Genomic DNA, 21,645 nt, shown 5'->3' on the forward strand with positions numbered 1-21,645 from the left:
CATGATTCTTTTTGAGTATATTCCTCAGTCTTTGCAACTAGATATTGCGAATATAACTTGTATTTGTAATTACTTGACTGTTGATGCCATAATAATTCCGGCTAATCCCATATCAAAATATTATCCAGACTCTATATCTTGTGCAGCCTTGTTAAAGAGCGTTATATCAAGGTTTGGGATTGATTCTTTGGAGCATAAAAACGTAGGTTTGCTTTCCAATCTAAGAACATCTAACCTAGTTTTTATTCCAACAATAAAGACTAGTAACTACACAGAAGAATCTTTGCAAAGTGCTTTTTTGACATTGAAATATGCAAATCTAAGAGCAGTTGCAATAGTAAGTGGCGATATAAATCCAACTTCATCAGATATTACTACTAATGATGCATTATTATTGCTTGATAAGCTTTCAAGGCAAGATAATTATTTTTGTGAACTTCAGGTATTTTGTGCAATAGATTCTAATATCACAGAAAATACATTGGAATCATTTCGAAAAAAAATATCATTTGGTATAAAAGATTTTATTACGCAACCATTTTATGAAATTAATACTAGTCACCATACAAGTATTAATGATAATTTTAGTATCTCGCAACCTATTAACTACCAATTTTTCTTAAAATATATGAATAACTATATAGACTCTATATTGAGACTTGATTCTAATCAAATACGATTTTATTGTGGATTTTTACCATTAATGAAAGAGAGAATTGCAATAAATATAAATAAGAAAAAAATAGGGATATTTATTCCCACAAGTTATATTAAAAACATAGCATTGGATGCATTAAATGCGAATCTTGATATTTTTAATTCTCTTAAAGGTTATAACTGTAGTATTTCCTATGTCAATTTTGATGATGCAAGAGTATTTTTGGAATCTGTTGGCAATAGTATAATTGAGGATAAGACATGATTATTAGATTGAAAGGTAATATAGAGAGACTTTTGCCGACTAGTGTTGAACTAGAAGTTCATGGAATTACATACTTTATTGAATTGCCTCTTACTGTTAGCAACGAAATTCAAAATAAAAGCAATATAACGCTAGAAATAGCTCAAATTATTCGAGATGATTCTAATTATTTGTATGGCTTCACTTCTAAGGAAGCTAGAGATATATTCTTGCGTTTACTAAAAGTTAATGGTGTAGGAGCAAAAAGTGGGTTAGCCATCTTATCAAATTATTCTGCTAATGATTTTTTAGAGATTATAGCTACAAATAACATAACTGCAATCAAGAATGTGAAAGGAATTGGTGCAAAAATAGCTGGAAAAATTATGTTAGAACTATCAGGCTATACACAGAATCTTCAAAAATTAGAACAAAATAGCAATATGCAATTAATTTATGATTCTTTGATTAACTTAGGATTTAAGGAGATTGAAATACATAATAGCCTGAAGAAATTAGATTCGGAAATTCTAAAAATGCCTATTAATGATGCCATTAAAGCAATATTAAAGACAATGAGTAAACATTAGTATTGTCTTATATAACTTTTTGTTTAGGATTAATTATTAGAATCTTAAGCTAGCGATGGCGTGATTAAGGATTAATTATGAAAAAACTTAATTTTGCGATTGTTGGCTTTGTGCTACTAGCTTCTGTATTGTGGTTTAGAATCGCTAGTCAAAGCAACGACGTGAAAGTATATGTTAATTATTCCACTGAAGATAAAAATGAAATTATTAGTAAGACTTCTTACCTCTCTAAAGACGATGATGGTTATTTTGTTATATGTCAATCTAGAGATGGAGAACATCCTTGTCATAAGGTTAGCGGTGTTAGACATGGTGTGGAAAAGTGGTATAGCCATGGGGCATTGAAATATGAAGATTTCTATGATAACGGAATCTTACTAGCAACTAACTCTTATTATGATAATGGTTTCATTAGTCAAGAAGTGATATATAAAAACGGCAATATAGCAGAAAAGAGAGTATACAGTAGAACTGTAGCCAATGAATTAGTCAAGAAAATTTTTTATACTACAAATGAAATAATAAAAAGGTATTATGTCTCTGGCAAATTAGTAAAAGAAGAAATATATAAAGGAAAATATCTTGTTAGTCGCAAGATATTTAATAAAAATGGCTTGCTAAAAAGATTGGAGGACTATAGTAGCTCCAATGATACATTGGAGCTACTTAGCCCATTTTTACATGGAAATGAAGATATACCATCTAATCAAAACCAAAAACATCAACGAGAAGAACATAAACGGCATCAAGAATATTTTGAAGGTATAGATAGTTTATGGGTATAGCATTTGACAAAGAATAAAGGATGGCAATGGAAAATATACTTTCAGAATTCAAATCTAAAAACCAAACTGCAATAGCTAAAAAAAGCAAATATTCAAAATCGCGTATAGCAGATGAAATTAAGGCTAAATTCCTCCAAAAATACCAAAATGCTAAGACAGAGTTAAATTATTCTAATATATACGAGCTATTAGTAGCTGTTATGCTATCAGCACAATGCACAGACAAACGTGTAAATATAGTTACACCAGCCCTATTTTCTAAGTATCCAGACACAAAAGCATTAAGCCAAGCAAAGCTTGAAGATGTAAGCAACATTATTAAATCTGTATCATTTTTTAACGCAAAATCTAGGCATCTAATTGATATGGCTAAACAAGTAGAACTAGACTTTAATGGAAACATTCCAACTAACCAAAAAGATTTGATGAAGCTTAAGGGTGTTGGTCAGAAAAGCGCGAATGTAGTCTTAGGAGAGTTTTTGAATTTGAATTATATGGCAGTTGATACGCATGTATTTCGTGTAAGCCACAGGTTAAATCTTAGTTCAAGTGCTAGCGCGATAGAAACAGAAAATGATTTATCTAAAATATTTAAGGATAATCTAAACTTGCTACACCAAGCATTTGTGCTATTTGGACGTTACAAGTGCAAGGCAACTAATCCAAAGTGTTTAGACTGCTTTGTATCAGAGTTTTGTATCAGCAAGCAAAATTTTAAGCCAAAATGACTTTAGCTCGGTAAATGTTGCTCAAATTTTCTTTTTTTTGTGGAGTTTATCTAATGTAAACTTGCATAAAAATTAAAAATATGTAACAATATCTTAATCTTATTTTATAAGGATTATTCGTATGTGGGAAAATTCAGATAGTGAAATTTTTGAAGGTGAACCAGTTGGTAAATGGAAAGAAATTATATTCCATGCTAGTCGCACCTTAGCTACAAATGAGCTAGATAGATTGTTAGAAGAACTAGCACTTTATGAACTAGCTTTTGATGAATGCGATATAGAGTTTGATATGCGTGATTTTTATCATAAAACACACCATGATGATAAATTCAAAAAAGCACTTCAAGAACGCAAAAATAGTCTAGCTATAGAATCTATGTCAAAGATTTTAAGTGAAAATGAATAATTTAAATTATGAGCAGTAATGTATGTCAAACATTAAACTATTGAAAATTATACCAATGAGAATAGCAAAGGTATTTTTTTATGTTAGTTTGGTTATATATATTGTTCTATGCTCTAGTTTGGCAATAGCTAAAGTTCCTATACCAAGCCTTAAATTAGATATAGACTTAAAAAAAGATCAGATTTTAAAAGCTAGTATTTCTGCCAGTAAAAACTCAAATGGAGATGTAAGCAACCCAAAGCAATTTACTTTACGTTGGACTTTATACCGAAATGAGGGATTAGTTGTATTAGTGCGCTATGACAATTACCCATATCAATTTATACTATATAAGCAATATATGACAAATGTATGGAAACTAAATTTGCTCGATACGCAAGGTGCTTATCGTGAAATATCGCAACCATATCTTAGTATTAAGTTTGTTGGTATAGACTATCCATTTAATGATGAAAATACAATCGCCCATCTACGTATCAGTGGATATGGAAATATTGAATTCTCTCAAGAGTAATTTGAATCTTGCTTATGAGAAATGTACAGAAGTTATATACAACAACATTTATTAAATTTATTACAAGGAGTTATATATGTTTATCGATGAGTCTTTGCTAAGCAAGCTGGAAAAACTTGCGATGATAAAAATACCTGATAATAATAAAGAGTCTTTTCGAAAAGAGCTTAATCAGATAATAGAAAAGATGAATATATTACAAGATATTGAAACAGATTCTGATTTATCTATACAATCTCATGGAACATTATTGCGAGATGATGTTCCCATCAATAGCAATATAGCAAAGCTAATTTTGAATCAAGCACCAGATTCCCAAGATGGTTACTTTATAGTGCCAAAGATTATAGAGTAATATTTATTAATAAATATTACTTATATCTAAGTACTTTAGATTGATAACAACTTAGTCTTTGTATTATTGGTTTCATTACATAATAAAAACTATATGTTAGTAAAACTAGTATGGATTTATAGTTTGATTGTAATCTTTAATATAGATTAGCTTGCTGTTTTATAAATTGAATATATCATGGAATTAGTAAAGAATCAAGAATCCGTTATAGTTTAAGTTCAAATCGCTATTTATACATAATTAATACCAAACTGTTAGCTCATCATGTTGCTAATATTAAAACTTTATAGATATTTATACATGTTTATACAGTTATAAACAAAGTTTTAATTACTAGAATAGATACATTAGGTCGAATCTTATTTACTATTGCAATTATTCCAAAGTAGCTATGCATATATTAAATTTAGCGTAATTATTTTACTTTATAGCCTCCTAATGAGACGCCATACTACATAAATGCCATATGCTAATCAGATTTAATAATATACTAAACACATATTACTTTAATATTGATAAAATTTATTAATATATCAACATTAAAGTAATATTATAGAGTCATCTAAAAATATTAAACTATTGTATTTATATTGGTGTCACAGCTCAAATATCATCTACTTGTAGCACTTACATTGCTTAGCTCAAGTTATTTCCATGCTATCATAAAATAAGTACTTATGAGAATCTGGTAAGCTCTCATAAATAGACCATGATAATATTCTTATCTCCCATAACGCCCTTTTGCTACTTCTTAAAGCTAAAAAGTTTTGCAAGCTTCTAGCATTAATTGTTAGGCTTAACTCGGTTTTGTAAGACTCTGGTATCATGTATTTAACTATATCAATAACTATGCCTTTTTTTAGCAATTCCTGCATCTTTTGTAATGCATTAAGGTTAGCAAGATTTACATCATCATTAGGCACTAAAACTACAAAATCGCCCAAGTTATCAATATCTAACGTCCTCTTTTTCAACTCTTTTAATGTATATCTTGTAGATTTTACGCTAAGACTAGCTATTCTATGCCTTGCTAACTCTTGCAAACAAGCCCTAGATATACCTTTAATATGAAAATGATATACAATGTGTTCTAAAGTGCTTGCATGCTTTAATTTATTACCTACCCTATATATTAGTTCTTTGTCTGCCTCTTTGCTGCTTTTGTCATGTGAATTCCAACACGTGCGTATTGCATATGAGCATAATTCTAAAGGAGTGTAATGTTTTAGTTCTACGTTATGTTGTTTTGTATATGTAGATATTTGCATATTTTATTCTCATTAAATCATCTAATCTTTAAGTTACATTTATATAGACAGCAAAGCCTATTCGGCTACAACATGTCCCGCTATTTGGTTCTGACTGAGAAATTCCTTTGCTTCAGAACTATTTTTAAAACCTCTAAGTGCAACTCGAAATAATCCTTTATCAGTCATAATAACATCAATATTATATGGAATATCTCCAAATTTTGCACCCATTTGCTCCTTAAATCGCTTTGCTCTATCTTCTTGACTAAATACATTTAGAGATATCATATGACTACCTTTTTTTGCTTTAAAAATATGATTTGAAACTTTTTCATCATTATTTTGTTTAACTTGAATTTGGCTAGATTTTTCTTTTTGATTAGTCTTGTTAGTTTTAGATTCATGATTATTTTGAATATCTGGAAATTCTGGAATCTCTCTTATACTATTTGTATCTTGTTGCGTAGCTTGTGTAAGTTTTTGATTTGCAATAACATCATCTTGAGTATTTTGCTTTTCTTGATTTGAAACCATATTGTTGGAATTTGATTTATTTATAGCTTCTACATCTGAATCTATTTGTGCTAATTTTTCCTGGTTTTCCTTCTGGTCTTGCACTTGGTTTTGTTGAGCTTGGAGTTGATTGGTAGAATCTTTTAATTTCTGAATGGTATCGTTAATATCAGACATGACTGGATTAAAGGAATCTTGATCTTTAACATCTTGTGATTTTTCTTCATTATTTATATTAAGACTATTATCCGCTATAGATTTATTATCAATAGAATCATTTTTGTTTATATCTATTTTTTCGTTCTGTATTTTTGCATTTGAATCATTTGAACTGATATTTTTCTCATTTACATTCTCACCTTTAACAAAATCATTTTTACTCGTAGATTGATTATCTGGAGCTATATTTGTGCTTTTAACTATGAGTGAATTTTGATTTGGCAAAACCACAGACATAACATGATCATCTAATGTATCCTCTATTACGTTAATTTCATCTATAGACTCTTCTATTGCTAACCCATCTATTGGGGATACACCGGGCTTTTTTTGTGGTACTTGATTAATATACTCTTGTGTGTTCTGTGGTGAGTTTAGCATAGTGGTCTTTTTGCTATCACTATCTTGTGCTATCCCAATTTGTGCTTGCTTACTCGCTCTATCGTCATAATTATTATTTGTCGATTTGGGAATTTCTACTTCCTCATTACTGTCTCTTAATTCATTATTGGCATAAAGCTCCCTATCAATAGGTTCTTCTTGTTTTTCATTTATAATTAGCTGTTCATCTTGATTTTTATTAATAATATCCCCATTTGTGTTTGTAGCACTAGTTTTAGAATCTTTTGTCTTGGTTTTACTAGCTGGAGCAGCATCTTGCTTTATGTTTGCTTTTGGGTTATTATTTTTCAAATCTCCACCAAATCCAATAACCTCAATTCTAACATTGGCAATCCCCTTACCAACCATTTGAATATCTCTAGCGGCAACATTTGATAAATCTATGATGCGCCCTTCCACAAATGGACCTCTATCGTTAATTCTCACAACTGTGCTTTTCCCATTATCTTTGTTAAATACACTTACAATTGTATTCATGGGGAGAGTTTTATGTGCTGCGGTGTGAGCATGCATGTTATATGTTTCACCATTTGATGTTGATCTGGCATGGAAATCTGGACCATACCAGCTAGCAATGCCATCAAAAGTATCTCCTACCTTTACAGGATGTGGTCTATATGTTTTTCCACGTATTGTATATGGCTTCATGGTAGCTCTTTGTATAGCCTCACTATCTCGCATGCCACCTAAGAGAGACTTTGTAGGCTTGAAGTGTCCACTACCAGAAACAGGTGGAGTAAAAGACGTCTTACCCTCTTCTTTATATGAATTTTTGTTAGTAGAATTGGAATTATTGACCGTGGAAGATTTTTTATTATTAGACTGTTTATTCTTTGCGCTAGAGTTACTTCCTATGTTACTATCAGAATTAGAATTATTATTTCGTGTATTTGAAGAATATTTAACATCATTATTATAAGAACTTAAAGATTCATACCCATTGAAACTACCGGCACCACCAACATATCTACTATCAGAAGCGCAACCAATCAACACAATACAAACCAATCCAACATTAAACATATGTCGCAATATATCTCCTCTTAAGTTAATCTATTAAGTATTAACTACTTGTTTTTTTATTTACATTTTTTGTATTTACAGCTTTTACTGACTTTGCATTACTCTTTACCGATCCTAGTGATTTAGGATTTATTGGTAAAAGCAACTTTTGATTTATAGATAGCATATCAGACTTTAGAGTATTTATTTCTTTTATCTTTGACACACTTAAGCCATTATTACGAGCTATAGTAAAAAGCGTATCGCCTTTTTTTACCTTATAAGAAAAGAAATGTGAACTAACATCTATTGAATTCCTGAAATTCTGCCTAAAATAGCTAAGCTTTTCATATGGAATATATACTTGATACTCATCACGTCCAAATGGAACAAAATTATATTGAAAATGGCGATTATAGTTCTTAAATGATTCTAAACTCATATTTGCACCTTTAGCTATATTGGCTAAAGAGTTACCTCCTTTTACATTTACAACAACAAGAGAATCAGCTGCTCCTCTATTTAACATATATTCCTTATCATTTGTTTTTAGATAATGAGCATTTGAGAAAGCTAACGACATTGACATAATCTTGCGCAAATAGTTGCGAGTTTCAAGCGGCAAATATTGCCCATTTTCATCTAACAATGTCTCTATACTATCATCTCCTGCTTGTGCTATAGCTCTATTGAGCCTGCCTAAACCACAATTATAAGCCATTGCAGCAAGATACCATTTACCTGTAGCTCTATGTAGATATTGCAAATATTTAATAGCTGCTTCTGTGCTTTTTATTGGATCTTGTCTCTCGTCTATATATTCATCAATTTGAAGACCCAATTCCCTTGCTGTAGCTGGCATTAATTGCCATATTCCAGCGGCTTTTTTAGAACTTAATGCCCTTGATTGAAACTCAGATTCTGCCATAGCTAGAAAAAGGAATTCTTGAGGCACATTAGAATCAAAAAGCATTTTTCGCAATATTGGAATAAACTCATAGCCCTTATCAAATTGCTGTGTTAAATACTTCCATCTATTTGTATCAACAGCAATTAACCTATCTTCTTTCTCAAGAGCTATCATATATTCAGTTGGGATTCCTAGTGCATTAATCGTCCGCTCATTGGAACGATTAAATAAATGTGTCTGAAAGTTTGCATTCATGCTATATTCATATGAATCAAACCCTATTTCCTCATTATTTGCATAAACGTAATTCAAAATTGCATAGCAACATAGCAAAAGCTTACTAGTATTTCTAAAAAATAGCTTTGTTTTATCTGTCATTGACACAAAATTTCCTTAGTAATATCAAGTTCTTGAGCTTTGATTTACAATGCTCTTAAGACGAATCTATTATGCAAAAATGATTCCATTTAAACAAAAACTTTTAGATTCTACAATATCTATACGAATCACATGTAAATATTTCCAATAATTAAAACTGAAAATGTTATCATTACAAATATCAAAGAAGCTTCAAAGGTATAATCAACTATGGATACACAAAAACCAATAAAAAATTACAGACCAAATGTAGCGGCTGTATTGCTATCTGCAAACTATCCTAATATATGTGAATTCTTCATTGCAGAGAGATTTGACTTAAAAAATGTATGGCAATTTCCTCAAGGTGGAATTGACTCTGGGGAGAGTCCAAAGCAAACTTTATATAGAGAGCTAGAAGAAGAAATAGGCACAAGTGAAGTAGAAATAATAGCTGAGTATCCTGATTGGCTAAAATACGACTTTCCTCCAACAATAGCAAAGAAAATGCGGCCTTTTGATGGGCAAATACAAAGATACTTCCTAGTAAAGCTAAAAAGTGATTCTGTGATCAACATACAAACCAAAAATCCAGAATTTGCGCGTTATGAATTTGTGGATTTTGATACTCTTATGAAAAGAACTACACATTTTAAAAAGCATGCCTATATAAAAGCATTGCAATATTTTAAGAAAGAAGGATATATTTAATGCTAATTGTTCAAAAATATGGCGGCACTAGCATGGGCAGTAGCGAAAGGATTCAAAATGTAGCAAATAGAGTGTCTCTATCATTATACGCTTCTTATAAGTCTCATAAGCAATATGTAAAAGATAAAGACAACGTAAATAGAAATAACAAATTAGTTGTTGTCGTTTCGGCTATGAGTGGTGTAACAGACGGTATTTTAGAACATGCAGGATTCTTTACTTCAACACCAAATGAACGAGATTTGGATATGGCTTTAAGCAGTGGTGAGCAAATGAGTGCTGCTTTACTTAGTATAGCCTTAAATGCTAAAGGGCTAAAATCCATAGCTCTAAATGGAAGACAAGCAGGAATCTTTACTGATTCAAACCACACTAAGGCTAGAATTCAATACATTGATACAACCAACATTTACAAATTACTAGATGATGGATATATAGTTGTTGTAACTGGATTTCAAGGATTAAGTAATAGCGGTGAAATTACCACTCTTGGGAGAGGCGGTAGCGACTTGTCTGCTGTAGCCTTAGCTGGCGCACTAAAGGCTAATGTATGTGAAATTTATAGTGATGTTGATGGCGTATACACAACTGATCCGCGTATAGAATCTAAGGCTAAGAAGATAGATAGAATAAGCTACGATGAGATGCTAGAGTTAGCTAGCATGGGAGCAAAAGTTTTGCTTACTCGCTCTGTAGAGCTTGCCAAGAAATTAAATGTGCCAATTTATGCAAGAAGTAGCTTTAGCGATGATTCTGGAACGTTAATCACCACAGAGGAGAATATTATGGAAAAGCCTATTGTAAGCGGTATAGCATTAGATAAAAACCAAGCAAGAGTGAGTTTGATAAGCATTCAGGATAGACCCGGTATTGCTGCAGAACTATTTGGCAAACTCTCAAAAGCAAATATAAATGTAGATATGATAGTCCAAACCATTGGTAGAGATTCTAAAACCAATCTTGACTTTACAGTGCCTAAAAATGAACTAGAAAAGGCAAAAAATACACTGAATGAATTTGATTCTTATGCAGATTTGATTGACTATGATAATGAGGTAGCTATTGTGTCTATTGTAGGAGTGGGAATGAAAAGCCACAGTGGTGTAGCAGCTAAAGCATTTCAAGTCCTTGCAAAAGATAATATCAACATTCGCATGATAAGCACAAGCGAAATTAAAATATCTATGCTAATTGACTTAAAATATGCTGAACTAAGCGTTAGAGTGCTGCATGCTGCTTATAAGCTTGATCAATAAGGGGTCAATGTGGGACATATCAATGAGTGGATGTTACAGACTTTACGAGACAATGCTACAACTCTTAACTGCCCATTACAATGGCTAGAGTTTCAAAGGCTGCATTGGACTCCTCTAGTTATGCAAGCTGTCTCATTTATTGTCAATGGTGGAACATTTTTATTATGTGTAGATCATGAACGCGAATGGCTACAATACTATATCATGAATACCATAAATAATATTGACATTCAAAGACCATTTGTCCCTATATATGCGCTTGATTCTTCACTAATTAAGCTTTTGCATACCAATGACAATCAAGCAGTCCGAGATATGCTAGATATGTCATATCCACGTTATGCTTTTTGGTATATAGGCAAATGCGATAATGCAATAGCGCAATTTGCATTAGATATAAGAGATTCATTTCTGTGGATATTTGATGAGCCATTAGAGCATTCTTTTGTTCTAGATTCTAAAGATAAACATTTGGATTTTAAGCTTTTGCAAGCTTTCCGAATATTTGAGAGTGCTCTTTTTGCTGGTATATGTGGTGAATTTGAGATTAACATTGAGTAAACAAAGCAGCCAAACATTAAAGAAACTAGAATAGGAATATTAATTGGTAATTAGGTAATGGATATGGATTCTTTAAGCTCAATTCAGAAAATAAACTTAAAAGCTAATTCTAAATCTAAAATATATCTAGCAAAATCTCATATAATTCTAACCCATGATTTCGAATATGAAAAAAATATTTTGAAAAATGCAATACAACCCGATTTTCTAAGAATATTTGAGACTCAAGAACTAAAAATAGATATTGCTCATAGTGTTATCAAAGAAGCCTACATAACTAGTGCTCAAACAAAAATATTGGCTATTTTTGCTTTTTCATACAACCATTTCGCGCAAAATGCTTTGTTAAAAATTTTAGAAGAGCCACCAATTCATACTATTTTTATATTATATGCCAATGCAAGAAATAAGCTTCTACCTACTATATTTTCGCGTTTAGTTGCATTTGATAAGAGAGCAAAAATCCAAAAAGAGCCTTTTTCACTAAATATTGCAAAGCTAAATATTCCAACAATTTATGAATACATCAAGGATATTGAAAAAAATAACTATTCAAGTGAACGAGGTAGAGAAATTGTTGGATCTATTTTGCAGGCATTATCAATAGAATCTAAGCCATTAAATCAAAAACAGTTGCTACGTTTTGATAAAGCCATGGAATCCCTACATAATAAGCAAAGTGTGCATTTAGTATTACTTCCGCTCCTACTTTCATTGATACAAAATCCATAAGAGCTTACTATGCAAATTGAACGAGTAAAAAATTTAAACATAGAAATGCAATCATTGCAACCAGATTTGACTGGATATACAATTATGAAAGACAAATCACAGATTCTAGGCTTTAAAATATATGATTTGAGATACGAAGCAGTTCAGATTCTAAAGCAAAATGCTCTAAGTCTAAATGCAGAGTTAGTAACACCAAAAAATGCAATACTAGGCAAGGAAAAAAATTATAACTGTTTGCTATTAGGGACACCAAAGTCATTAAAACTGCTTATATCGAAGCTATCTATGCAACCATTTGGATTAAAAACACTAGCAAAAAATCTTCATACTTTTTTGCACCAAAGACAAGAAAGCGATATGCAAGACTTTTTTGGCTATAAAATAATGAGTATTATTAACGTGAATTCAGATAGCTTTTATAAGGAATATAGTCTAGATAAAGCAATTATGAAAATATATGAACACATAGAATTGGGAGCAGATATTATTGATATTGGGGCAGTTAGTACAAGACCCAATGCAAAGATAATTCCAGCTAACATTGAGTTAGAAAGGCTTAAAGGCATCTTTAACGAAGTAAAAAATATTTCAAACCGAGTTCATCTTAGTATTGATACATATAATAGCGAAGTAGCACAAACTGCTCTAGATTCTGGCTTTAACATAATTAATGATGTAAGCGGGAAACCTGAAAATATGCTAGATGTGCTAAAGAATAATTCGCACGCAATTTATATACTCACTCATACTAGGGGCACATCGCAAACTATGCAAAATCTCTGCCATTATGACAATCTAATAGCACAAATTGATGCCTTTTTCCAAGAAAAGTTATTATTGTTGCATAGTCATAATTGTCGTAAAATTATTATTGATGTAGGCATTGGTTTTGCAAAAGACCATTTACAAAGCACCGCCCTAATCTCCAAGCTTATGCATTTTAAACACTTTAGTAAACCGCTATTAATTGGAGCTAGTCATAAAAGTTTTCTGCGTAAGATTCTCAATAGCGAGGATATATATCAATTAGAATCTACTCTTTTAGCGCATTTTTTTGCCCTACAAAATGGTGCAAATATATTACGGGTACATGACTTGGTTGCGCATAAAAATATGTTGAAAATATTTCAAGCATTTAAAACAAATGATATTGATATGATATAGGCTCTTTAAATATCAAAAATATTAACAAATTAAATAAAGCATTCAAACAATTTATATAAAAAATGTATAATGTAAGGCAATTTTAATTAAAGGAAAGATAATGTTGCAACTTAGCTCGATTAGTAAGATTTTGGTAGCTGGAGTATTCTCTCTCACGCTTTTAAAAGCACATGATATGCATAAGCATGAGGAATATGATGCAGAGAAAATAGCGGATGTATTTTATGCTTTAAATGGAGATTCAAAAGATCCGCATAAAAAAATCAATCATACAAAAGGCTTTTGCACTACAGGGGAATTTATTCCAGCAAAAAATATTACAAAAAAAATTAATATTCCACTTTTTGCAGAAAAGAACATTCCAATTCAAGTTCGCTACTCACTAGGTGGTGGAAATCCAAAGGCAAGTGATAAATCAAAGCCAAGAGGACTTGCTGTGAAAATGGAGGGTAAAAACGATAGTTGGGAAATTGTAGCAATTAACACTGAAATTAACTTTGCAAAAAATCCTGAAGAATTTTATAATTTCTTTGCTATGAGGGTCCCAAAAAATGGAAAGGTTGACTCAGAAAACATTAAGAAAAAGACGCAAGAAGTAGAATCTTATCGTAATTTTGCAAAATATTTAGATGGTATTGGAATCACGGGTAGCGTAGCAAATACCGCTTATTACAGTATTCATACATTTTTCATAAAAGATACTAAGACAAATAAACTAATGCCTGCTAGGTTTAAGATTGTACCTGTTTCTGGTGTATCATATCTAAGCAAAGATGAACTAGCAAAAAAAGATGATAACTTCTTAGAATCTGATTTTAAAAGCAAAGTAGCTAGTAAGCCCATTGAATACAAGTTAGTATTCGTCTATGCCAATGAAAAAGATATTATTGATGATACAACTGCACTTTGGAGTGGTAAACATAAAGAAATAGAAGCAGGCACACTAAAAGTATCAAAATACGATGGAATGGATTGTAACCGTGATGTGTTTATGCCAAATGTATTGCCAAATGGAATGGGAGAACCAAAGGATCCTTTATTTGAAGTGCGCAACGAAATATATTCGATAACTTTTGGTAGAAGACAATAACTTTAACTAATTACATAACATTTAAATCAATTATACTTTAATTTACATCTGCTTGTAATTCAAGTATTAATATTCCAAGCCTAAGCTTGGCAAATATCTATTTAGAATAAAAGAAAAATGTTTCACCTGTTAGTTTAAATTAATAATATAGAAAATAACAAAAGAATGAATTTATCTATATATTCAATATATTTATACATTCGCTCCTATTGCAACTTATCTAAAACTTTACACATTTCTTCAAATTCCAAATAATATTTCCAATTAGCAACAATATCGGGTCTCCTAGATAGCACTCCACTTACTTCATATTGCAATAAATGTTGCAATTTTTGAATCCATTTAGGGGCTTTCTTCAAGAAATCAAGGACATATTGTTCATCTATCCTATGTTTCCTACAAAGCAAATCACTAACTTCGAGTTGATTGTGAACTTCTTGTGCTGCGTCGGTAATATTTTTCATCAGATTCTCATCTTCTAATATCTGATAATATTGTGTTTTATATTTAGATTGAATTCCAAACAACATAATATAGTCATTGCTGTATTGGGCTTGTTCAACTATTGGTAAATCCTTACGTATTATAGAATCCACAATGCGAATTTTGCCCATTTCAAGGAAATCTGAGACTAGATTCCATGTATTAGTATAGATAATTGGAATATCTAACCCTCTAACAACATGCTTAAACGGAAAGCCATAATATAGAAAAGATTCTTTAGAGAAGGATATATCAAACAAACTTTCATCTTGCGGTTTGGGTAGATTTAAAATCTCACATATATTTCTAAATGTTTGCAAGGATTGTTTTGAAGTTACAATACTTTGCATATCAAAGTAATAAAGTTCTTTAGTCGCATTTTTAACTTGTTCAGGAGCACTTGTATAACACAGATGAGGTCTGGTTTTTGTCCAACCTGGATGCAAATCTAGCAAAAAAATAAATACATCATTTATGCAACGAAGTTTTAAGTTTTCTATTTCTTGCAAATTTTCTATTTCTCGATTTTTCTTATCTAGAGTTACACTAAATGTGTCCCCCCCCCCGTATCTTAGATATGGCAAGAAAAACACATTACCAAAACTTTTAATTACAGATATAGGATCACGAACAAGACAAAATACAGGGACCTTCCTTTGTAATTTAGAAAGAATCTTTTTTCGTAAGGAATCTTGATATGACTTATCAAGCGTTATACCAAATATTCCACTTTGCTCTTTTGCTACTCGTACATAATGCCTTGCAAAGTCTATCCTATGATATAAGCTTAAATCCATGGGACATAAATTTGCAACCTTGCACATTTCAAGCCAAGCGGCATAGCCTACACCATGTGAACCTATATTGATATAAGAATAATTTTGCGGCATTTTATAGAATTGAGTCCAAATCGGCTTAACCCAAAGATTTTCCTTCCATGTCGGATTATCAAATGAATAATACCAATTTCTATTTCTATTCATTATAGAAACAATTAGTCCTAAAGTGCCATGATTTTTATATGCGCTTATTAATCCTCTTTTCTCAAGTTTATATATGAGTGCCTGTGATAATCCCTTTTCTTTTATTATTTGCCAAGTTTGTGGATTTTGCCATGTATATCCTTGCTGATTATGTAGAATAATGTTAGCATATCCAAAATCACAAACGCATATTAACTACAGCTTATTTTTCTAAATCAAACCTTACATTATATGCATTCCATAGTATAATTGCTTAGTATGATTTAATCAGTAGGAAATTCTATGCAACAAAAAAATGAATCAAAGATTGGAATCTCTATCGTTGTGCCATGTTACAATGAAGAAGTTTCTTTACCAAGATTTTTGCAAGAGATTACTAAAACAATGGATTCGACTAAATTGATATTATCCAAATATTTTGCTAGAGAAGAACAAAATAATGATGATAATAAAAAAAAGCCACTATATGAGCTAATCTTTATCAATGATGGTAGTAAAGATGGAACTTTATTTATGTTGCAAAAGCTACAAGAAGAATATAGCCAATATGAAATTAGAATTTTCTCATTTTCTAGGAATTTTGGCAAAGAAGCTGGAATCCTTGCTGGATTGGAGCAGGCAAGAGGTGAAGGAGTAATACTTCTTGATGCAGATTTGCAAGATCCGCCAAGTCTTATTCCACAAATGATTCAAACTTGGCTTGAATCAAATAGAGAAATAAAAATTATTTATGCTAGACGTAGTGATAGAAACGGAGAGAGCAAAGTCAGAGCAATATTCAGTGAGCTATTTTATAAAATATCCAACTATATATCAGAGGTAAAAATAGAATCTGGTGTACGTGATTTTCGTCTTATGGATAAAGAAGTCATACAGGCACTTCTAAGGCTTAGAGAATACCATAGATTCTCAAAAGCCATGTTTGCTTGGGTTGGATTTAGAAGTAAATGCCTGGAATATGAATATATTCCACATTTCAAGGACAGCTCTAGCTGGAGTTTCTGGAATCTTTTCAAATATGCAATAGAGGGTATTATAAGCTTTAGCACTATGCCATTACGAATTGCATTTATACTTGGTTTTATAATGAGCATTATATCTGGTGGATACGGAATATATCGTCTTATTTGGACTATTCTATATGGAAACCTAGTTCCAGGTTACCCTAGCCTTATTTGCATTATCACGTTCATAGGCGGTATGCAACTAATATTACTAGGAGTAATTGGTGAATATATCGCTAGGATTTATGAGCAAGTAAAGCAAAGACCACATTATATACTTGAAAGCTTAGGTGGGAATCTAGATTCTAATATTTCGTGCGACATAAAAGAAAAGATCTAAATCCAATATATTGTGATTTTTTAGCAAGTATTCTTAGCTTATTATGGTTGAGATAAAAAATAGATATATCAATATTTTAGAATTAAAAAATCCTTATACTGAAAATGTAAATTTAACATTATAAATTGAGTAAAATTTTTAACCAATAAACTACATGTAAAATAATAGATATAAATGCTAAACATTTAAATAAGATGAATAAAAGCAAATTGCTAGTTTTGATCTTTTGTGTTGGAATCTTTAAATAGAGATTTTAAAGCTTCTATATCTAGCTTTTTATCCTCTGTCTTAGACTCTGACATTTGTGGTAATAGTGCTGATAGCTGACTCTTTATATCATTTGATTCCATATGTTGTTCAGACTGATTTTTTTCCTTATCTGGAATCTCAACTAATTCAATATCATATCCAGTAAGCATACTAGCTAGACGTATGTTTAACCCAGACCTACCAATGGCTTTAGACTTTTGCGAATGAAGAATATGAACAACAGCAATGGGCTTTTCATTATATTGGAGCTGGCTTTGCGCTTGCTCATTATTTGAATAATTAGCATTAATCTTTACAGATATTACTTGCGCTGGTGCAAGTGATTTAGCAACAAAAACCTCTGGCACACTTGAGTATTCTATGCAATCTATATTCTCTCCATGCAACTCCTTGCTAACAGCATTTATACGAACGCCCTTTGTGCCAACAGCAGAACCTATTGGATCTATTTTTGGATTATTAGTATAGAGTGCTACCTTTGCCTTCTCTCCTGGGATTCTTACAATTTTATGAATCTGAACATCACCATCTTTTATTTCTGGGACTTCCAATTTTAGCAACTCTTCTAGGAATTTAGGAGTAGTCCTAGATAACTCTATTCTCATTCCATTCCGATTAATCCCTATATATTTGAGTATTGCTCGAATTGTTTGACCATGATGAAATTGTTCGCCTTTGATTCGATTCTTGAGCGGTAAGATGGCACGATTCTCACCTATTTCAACAGAAGTATTACCAACATTATCAACTGAAATTACATTACCCAAGACAATTTTATGCAAATCTTTTTCAATCTTTTTAAGTAATTCCTCCTCATTTATTCTTTGAATAACATCTCTAATTTCATAAAATATTTGATTAACTACATTTCTATTCATAGATTCAAGATTGATTTGATATTCGAGCTCGTCATTAATATCTACACTATCTACTAAACTCTTTGCTTCACTAAGTGGAATATGGGTAGATTCCAAATCCTCATTAAATTCCTCATCACTGCAAACAATCATCTTTTGAACAAGCTGTAAATCTCTGTTGGCATCATCTTGATTGACTGCAAAATTTGCCAAATCGTCAATCTCTCTTTTTGCCATATTAATCATAGACTCCCTAATAGCCTCTATGACTCTTTCCTTGGGAACATCATTTTCTGAAGCTATTGCCTCAACTATGTCTAAGATTTTTTCCATTAACGAAAACCTTGATAGTAATAAGTGTTTACAAAAGCTGATTATAACAAAATTTATGATTGTTTAAACGATTACATTTTTACTTTGCTAAAAAATTGTTTTTTTTGGTTAGGATCGAATAATAAGATTTTGTTATTACTTAAGGCTAATGAAATATAATGAATATTATCACACGTAATAAAAAAGCATATCACGACTACTTTATATTAGAACATATTGAATCTGGTATTGTTCTACAGGGCAGTGAAGTGAAGTCATTAAGAAATGGTAGAATAAATCTTAAAGAAAGCTTTGTGAGAATTATCAATGCAGAATGTTTTGTGTTTGGTATGCATATAAGTTTTTCTAAGCAAACAAATCCATACTTCAAGCCTAATGAAAAAAGAGCTAGAAAGCTACTGCTACATAGAAAACAAATAGACAAACTCGCAGGACAAGTAAGTCAAAAGGGATTAAGTATAATTCCCTTGCAAGTTTATTTTAATAAAAAAGGCAAGGCAAAAATTCTAATAGCACTTGCAAAAGGTAAAAAGGAATATGATAAACGTGCTACGATTAAACGCAGAGAGCTAGATAAAGAGGCAAGAGCTAGCCTGAAAGAATACAGATAGAATAGAGAGCGTGGAATGATGGAAAAAATGACAAATTATGGAATCTATATAGACTATGGAATATTTGGATTCCTTGTATTTTTGAGCTTACTAGTCATTGCCATTGGGATAGAAAGGCTTTGGTTCTACTCTATTATTCGTCTAAATGATTATGAAGATAAACGCGAGCTAGAGCTTGACTTACACAAACGACTAACACTTATTGCCACAATAGGCTCAAATGCTCCGTATGTAGGATTACTTGGCACAGTAATTGGAATTATGCTTACATTTAGTACCATTGGAGAAAATAACATAATTGATACAAAAACCATTATGTCTGGGCTTGCTATGGCACTTAGAGCTACTGCGTTAGGATTAGTGGTCGCTATTCCTAGTATTGTATTTTACAATCTATTGCTAAGAAAAACAGAGGTAATCCTAACGAATTGGGATATTTTTACGATCCCATACGAAAAGACAAAACATAATCCAAGGCTTGACTATAACGAAGATACAACAATTAATCAGTTAACAAAAGACAAAAAACCTCCAGCCTATATATATGTTAAAAATAAGGATATTTCATCTAGAATTCATAAGGCTGCAAGGTTACAAAAGACTCATGATAACTTAGGAGATATTCAAACTAAAAACTATGATAAAAATCAAGAAATACAATCTAGTAATGATGATTTACACAACTCAAATCAGAATAAATTACAATAATAAATATGCAACCTCTAAACTTAGAATTAATGATATATAAAGGATAAAGATGAAAAAGATAGATTCTCTTAATCTAGTTCCATTTATTGATATCATGCTAGTATTGCTAGTCATAGTTTTAGTTAGTGCATCATTTACAACTACATCACAACTTCCAATACAGATTCCAAAAATTGACGAAGATTCTTCTGTAAGAGCAGATATCAAGCAAGTTAACATAGCACTTGATAAATCTGGGAATATTTATGTTGATTCCCAACCCGTAGATAGAGCCAGCCTATTTAGCTATCTAAGAAGCCTTGACATTGATACTAATATTATTTTGAAAGCAGACAAAGACGCAAGCGTGCAATATTTTATAGATATCATGTCTGCATTACAATTTTTAGGATTAACCAAAGTATTTACTGAAGTAGAATTAGATTACTAATTGGTTATATAATATAAAGGAATACTATGCAAAACAACAAAGCAAAAGATTCTGCAAATAAAATAAACAAGCAAAAAGGAATAACAACAAAATCTAGAATAAACAAAAAAACTTATGGCACATCAAAACCAAATACAAATATGAATCAGAATAACAAGCAATCAAAAGTCACACAAAAAAAGATAATTAAAACACCTAAAAATACTGCATTTATTAAGCAAAATCAGCAAATACCCAAAGATGTTGTTAATCAAAAACAATATACAGAATATACTAAATCTAAAAATATTCAGAAAAAGGACATTTTTTTTAAACGTGAACATAGCAAGAAATTTGAATTCAATAGCTCTGTAGCAAGTGTATTTGATGATATGTTGGAACGTTCAATACCATTTTATTATGAAGTTATATCATTATCTATTTATTTTATCAATCAACATTTATCACATTTACTTATAAATTCAGAAGATTTAGAATCAAGAGATTCAAGCTTAATAGAATCCACATATATAAACAATAATAAATATACTACTTATACAAACTATAAAGATACATCAAATATCACCACAATTTATGACTTAGGAAGCTCAACTGGAAATTTCTTATTGCAGCTTGATGAGGCTCTAAAAGCTATTAAACAACATAAGTTCCGCTTATATGGAATAGATAACTCAAAAGCCATGGTGACACATTCAAGGCTTAAAGCAGAAGCTCTAAATTCGAGAGCACAATTCTTTTGCTATGACTTGCTGCAATATCGCTTTCAACCATGCAGTGTAATAGTTGCACATTATACACTACAATTCATTCGCCCACCACAGAGATTAAGGCTTATCAAAAATATATATGACAAGCTAGAGAATGAAGGAATATTTATCTTCGCAGAGAAAGTTATATCAAATGATAAGGAGCTAGAATCTCAAATGATTTCTTGCTATTATAATTATAAGTCAAATAATGGTTATACGCAAAAAGAAATCTATAAAAAGAGAGAGGCATTAGAAAATATTCTTGTGCCATATAGCATAGAAGAAAACATCTCTATGTTGAATCAAGCTGGTTTTGAACGAGTTGAAATTCTATTTAAATGGGTTAATTTTGCTTTATTTATAGCCAAAAAGTAATATATGTAGAATTTTACCCAGCCTTAGCTATTTATTTAGCAATTTTAAAGTTTAAG

Annotated in this window: 22 protein-coding genes and 2 pseudogenes; 18 read left to right on the top strand and 6 right to left on the bottom strand. The window is 31.2% G+C overall.

Annotated features, from left to right (window positions below):
* The first annotated feature begins 1 nt into the window (after window position 1).
* The 7 genes from LS73_RS03610 to gatC all read left to right on the top strand — a co-directional run bounded on the left by LS73_RS03610 (window position 2) and on the right by gatC (window position 4,279).
* Window positions 2-922, top strand: coding sequence for a methylenetetrahydrofolate reductase (locus LS73_RS03610; protein ID WP_034556626.1), 921 nt, complete (start codon window positions 2-4; stop codon window positions 920-922).
* Window positions 919-1,491 carry a Holliday junction branch migration protein RuvA gene (ruvA, locus tag LS73_RS03615; protein ID WP_034556627.1) on the top strand — a complete coding sequence of 191 codons (573 nt, stop codon included), beginning with the start codon at window positions 919-921 and terminating at the stop codon, window positions 1,489-1,491. Before LS73_RS03610 ends, ruvA begins: the two co-directional genes overlap by 4 nt.
* 77 nt (window positions 1,492-1,568) lie before the next feature.
* A complete protein-coding gene (locus tag LS73_RS03620) occupies window positions 1,569-2,276 on the top strand; it encodes a toxin-antitoxin system YwqK family antitoxin (protein ID WP_052089423.1) in 708 nt (235 codons plus the stop codon).
* Between the two features lie 26 nt (window positions 2,277-2,302).
* On the top strand, window positions 2,303-3,004 hold the full coding sequence (gene nth, locus LS73_RS03625; protein ID WP_233708789.1) for an endonuclease III: 702 nt from the start codon (window positions 2,303-2,305) through the stop codon (window positions 3,002-3,004).
* Window positions 3,005-3,125: 121 nt separating this feature from the next.
* Window positions 3,126-3,410, top strand: a complete 285-nt coding sequence (locus tag LS73_RS03630) for a DUF2018 family protein (protein WP_034556629.1) — start codon at window positions 3,126-3,128, stop codon at window positions 3,408-3,410.
* A gap of 22 nt (window positions 3,411-3,432) precedes the next feature.
* A complete protein-coding gene (locus LS73_RS03635) occupies window positions 3,433-3,924 on the top strand; it encodes a hypothetical protein (protein ID WP_034556631.1) in 492 nt (163 codons plus the stop codon).
* Between the two features lie 76 nt (window positions 3,925-4,000).
* On the top strand, window positions 4,001-4,279 hold the full coding sequence (gene gatC / locus LS73_RS03640; protein WP_034556633.1) for an Asp-tRNA(Asn)/Glu-tRNA(Gln) amidotransferase subunit GatC: 279 nt from the start codon (window positions 4,001-4,003) through the stop codon (window positions 4,277-4,279).
* A 641-nt stretch (window positions 4,280-4,920) separates the two neighbouring features.
* Here the strand turns inward: gatC and thyX are convergent.
* From thyX to LS73_RS03655, 4 genes and pseudogenes are all read right to left on the bottom strand, one after another.
* Window positions 4,921-5,547: an FAD-dependent thymidylate synthase gene (gene thyX, locus LS73_RS03645; protein WP_034556634.1), complete on the bottom strand. Its 627-nt coding sequence runs from the start codon at window positions 5,545-5,547 to the stop codon at window positions 4,921-4,923.
* Between the two features lie 57 nt (window positions 5,548-5,604).
* Window positions 5,605-6,642 carry an SPOR domain-containing protein gene (locus LS73_RS10510; protein WP_324737345.1) on the bottom strand — a complete coding sequence of 346 codons (1,038 nt, stop codon included), beginning with the start codon at window positions 6,640-6,642 and terminating at the stop codon, window positions 5,605-5,607.
* A gap of 246 nt (window positions 6,643-6,888) precedes the next feature.
* Window positions 6,889-7,356: pseudogene (locus LS73_RS10175) on the bottom strand (septal ring lytic transglycosylase RlpA family protein); the annotation flags it as partial.
* 370 nt (window positions 7,357-7,726) lie between these two features.
* Window positions 7,727-8,953 (bottom strand): lytic transglycosylase domain-containing protein, encoded by a 1,227-nt coding sequence (locus tag LS73_RS03655; protein WP_081955510.1) that lies wholly within the window; start codon window positions 8,951-8,953, stop codon window positions 7,727-7,729.
* 210 nt (window positions 8,954-9,163) lie between these two features.
* Between LS73_RS03655 and LS73_RS03660 the strand changes: the two genes are divergently transcribed.
* From LS73_RS03660 to LS73_RS03685, 6 genes are all read left to right on the top strand, one after another.
* On the top strand, window positions 9,164-9,643 hold the full coding sequence (locus LS73_RS03660; protein ID WP_034556636.1) for an RNA pyrophosphohydrolase: 480 nt from the start codon (window positions 9,164-9,166) through the stop codon (window positions 9,641-9,643).
* Entirely contained in the window at window positions 9,643-10,899 is a 1,257-nt protein-coding gene (locus tag LS73_RS03665; protein ID WP_034556637.1) for an aspartate kinase, read from the top strand. The genes LS73_RS03660 and LS73_RS03665 overlap by 1 nt, the downstream gene beginning before the upstream one ends.
* Before the next feature lie 9 nt (window positions 10,900-10,908).
* Window positions 10,909-11,460, top strand: a complete 552-nt coding sequence (locus LS73_RS03670; RefSeq protein ID WP_034556639.1) for a HobA family DNA replication regulator — start codon at window positions 10,909-10,911, stop codon at window positions 11,458-11,460.
* 63 nt (window positions 11,461-11,523) lie between these two features.
* Window positions 11,524-12,192 (top strand): DNA polymerase III subunit delta', encoded by a 669-nt coding sequence (locus LS73_RS03675; protein ID WP_052089424.1) that lies wholly within the window; start codon window positions 11,524-11,526, stop codon window positions 12,190-12,192.
* Window positions 12,193-12,201: 9 nt separating this feature from the next.
* Window positions 12,202-13,356: a dihydropteroate synthase gene (gene folP, locus LS73_RS03680; RefSeq protein WP_034556640.1), complete on the top strand. Its 1,155-nt coding sequence runs from the start codon at window positions 12,202-12,204 to the stop codon at window positions 13,354-13,356.
* Window positions 13,357-13,456: 100 nt separating this feature from the next.
* Window positions 13,457-14,446 (top strand): catalase, encoded by a 990-nt coding sequence (locus LS73_RS03685; protein WP_104692168.1) that lies wholly within the window; start codon window positions 13,457-13,459, stop codon window positions 14,444-14,446.
* A gap of 206 nt (window positions 14,447-14,652) precedes the next feature.
* Here LS73_RS03685 and LS73_RS03690 read toward each other — a convergent pair whose 3' ends face one another.
* The gene (locus tag LS73_RS03690; protein ID WP_034556642.1) at window positions 14,653-15,912 is read right to left on the bottom strand and encodes a DUF2972 domain-containing protein; all 1,260 of its coding nucleotides are present in this window, start codon (window positions 15,910-15,912) and stop codon (window positions 14,653-14,655) included.
* 282 nt (window positions 15,913-16,194) lie between these two features.
* Here LS73_RS03690 and LS73_RS03695 point away from each other — a divergent pair, with 282 nt between their 5' ends.
* The gene (locus LS73_RS03695; RefSeq protein ID WP_034556644.1) at window positions 16,195-17,256 is read left to right on the top strand and encodes a glycosyltransferase family 2 protein; all 1,062 of its coding nucleotides are present in this window, start codon (window positions 16,195-16,197) and stop codon (window positions 17,254-17,256) included.
* Between the two features lie 212 nt (window positions 17,257-17,468).
* Here LS73_RS03695 and nusA read toward each other — a convergent pair whose 3' ends face one another.
* On the bottom strand, window positions 17,469-18,716 hold the full coding sequence (gene nusA, locus LS73_RS03700; protein ID WP_034556647.1) for a transcription termination factor NusA: 1,248 nt from the start codon (window positions 18,714-18,716) through the stop codon (window positions 17,469-17,471).
* A gap of 158 nt (window positions 18,717-18,874) precedes the next feature.
* Between nusA and smpB the strand changes: the two genes are divergently transcribed.
* From smpB to cmoA, 4 genes and pseudogenes are all read left to right on the top strand, one after another.
* Window positions 18,875-19,327, top strand: coding sequence for an SsrA-binding protein SmpB (smpB, locus tag LS73_RS03705; protein ID WP_034556648.1), 453 nt, complete (start codon window positions 18,875-18,877; stop codon window positions 19,325-19,327).
* 27 nt (window positions 19,328-19,354) lie between these two features.
* Window positions 19,355-19,795: pseudogene (gene exbB / locus LS73_RS10180) on the top strand (TonB-system energizer ExbB); the annotation flags it as partial.
* Window positions 19,796-20,084: 289 nt separating this feature from the next.
* A complete protein-coding gene (locus LS73_RS03715) occupies window positions 20,085-20,465 on the top strand; it encodes an ExbD/TolR family protein (protein ID WP_034556649.1) in 381 nt (126 codons plus the stop codon).
* A 26-nt stretch (window positions 20,466-20,491) separates the two neighbouring features.
* Window positions 20,492-21,589, top strand: coding sequence for a carboxy-S-adenosyl-L-methionine synthase CmoA (gene cmoA, locus LS73_RS03720; RefSeq protein ID WP_052089425.1), 1,098 nt, complete (start codon window positions 20,492-20,494; stop codon window positions 21,587-21,589).
* Window positions 21,590-21,645 lie beyond the last annotated feature (56 nt).

Origin of the sequence: Helicobacter muridarum, from assembly GCF_000765805.2 — a bacterium.
Lineage (GTDB): Bacteria > Campylobacterota > Campylobacteria > Campylobacterales > Helicobacteraceae > Helicobacter_A > Helicobacter_A muridarum.

Excerpts from the sequence above, each read along its gene's own strand:
- LS73_RS03610 (WP_034556626.1), top strand. The coding sequence starts at position 2 with ATGATTCTTTTTGAGTATATTCCTCAGTCTTTGCAACTAGATATTGCG.
- ruvA (WP_034556627.1), top strand. The coding sequence starts at position 919 with ATGATTATTAGATTGAAAGGTAATATAGAGAGACTTTTGCCGACTAGT.
- LS73_RS03620 (WP_052089423.1), top strand. The coding sequence starts at position 1,569 with ATGAAAAAACTTAATTTTGCGATTGTTGGCTTTGTGCTACTAGCTTCT.
- nth (WP_233708789.1), top strand. The coding sequence starts at position 2,303 with ATGGAAAATATACTTTCAGAATTCAAATCTAAAAACCAAACTGCAATA.
- LS73_RS03630 (WP_034556629.1), top strand. The coding sequence starts at position 3,126 with ATGTGGGAAAATTCAGATAGTGAAATTTTTGAAGGTGAACCAGTTGGT.
- LS73_RS03635 (WP_034556631.1), top strand. The coding sequence starts at position 3,433 with ATGTCAAACATTAAACTATTGAAAATTATACCAATGAGAATAGCAAAG.
- gatC (WP_034556633.1), top strand. The coding sequence starts at position 4,001 with ATGTTTATCGATGAGTCTTTGCTAAGCAAGCTGGAAAAACTTGCGATG.
- thyX (WP_034556634.1), bottom strand. The coding sequence starts at position 5,547 with ATGCAAATATCTACATATACAAAACAACATAACGTAGAACTAAAACAT.
- LS73_RS10510 (WP_324737345.1), bottom strand. The coding sequence starts at position 6,642 with ATGCTAAACTCACCACAGAACACACAAGAGTATATTAATCAAGTACCA.
- LS73_RS03655 (WP_081955510.1), bottom strand. The coding sequence starts at position 8,953 with ATGACAGATAAAACAAAGCTATTTTTTAGAAATACTAGTAAGCTTTTG.
- LS73_RS03660 (WP_034556636.1), top strand. The coding sequence starts at position 9,164 with ATGGATACACAAAAACCAATAAAAAATTACAGACCAAATGTAGCGGCT.
- LS73_RS03665 (WP_034556637.1), top strand. The coding sequence starts at position 9,643 with ATGCTAATTGTTCAAAAATATGGCGGCACTAGCATGGGCAGTAGCGAA.
- LS73_RS03675 (WP_052089424.1), top strand. The coding sequence starts at position 11,524 with ATGGATTCTTTAAGCTCAATTCAGAAAATAAACTTAAAAGCTAATTCT.
- folP (WP_034556640.1), top strand. The coding sequence starts at position 12,202 with ATGCAAATTGAACGAGTAAAAAATTTAAACATAGAAATGCAATCATTG.
- LS73_RS03685 (WP_104692168.1), top strand. The coding sequence starts at position 13,457 with ATGTTGCAACTTAGCTCGATTAGTAAGATTTTGGTAGCTGGAGTATTC.
- LS73_RS03690 (WP_034556642.1), bottom strand. The coding sequence starts at position 15,912 with ATGAATAGAAATAGAAATTGGTATTATTCATTTGATAATCCGACATGG.
- LS73_RS03695 (WP_034556644.1), top strand. The coding sequence starts at position 16,195 with ATGCAACAAAAAAATGAATCAAAGATTGGAATCTCTATCGTTGTGCCA.
- nusA (WP_034556647.1), bottom strand. The coding sequence starts at position 18,716 with ATGGAAAAAATCTTAGACATAGTTGAGGCAATAGCTTCAGAAAATGAT.
- smpB (WP_034556648.1), top strand. The coding sequence starts at position 18,875 with ATGAATATTATCACACGTAATAAAAAAGCATATCACGACTACTTTATA.
- LS73_RS03715 (WP_034556649.1), top strand. The coding sequence starts at position 20,085 with ATGAAAAAGATAGATTCTCTTAATCTAGTTCCATTTATTGATATCATG.
- cmoA (WP_052089425.1), top strand. The coding sequence starts at position 20,492 with ATGCAAAACAACAAAGCAAAAGATTCTGCAAATAAAATAAACAAGCAA.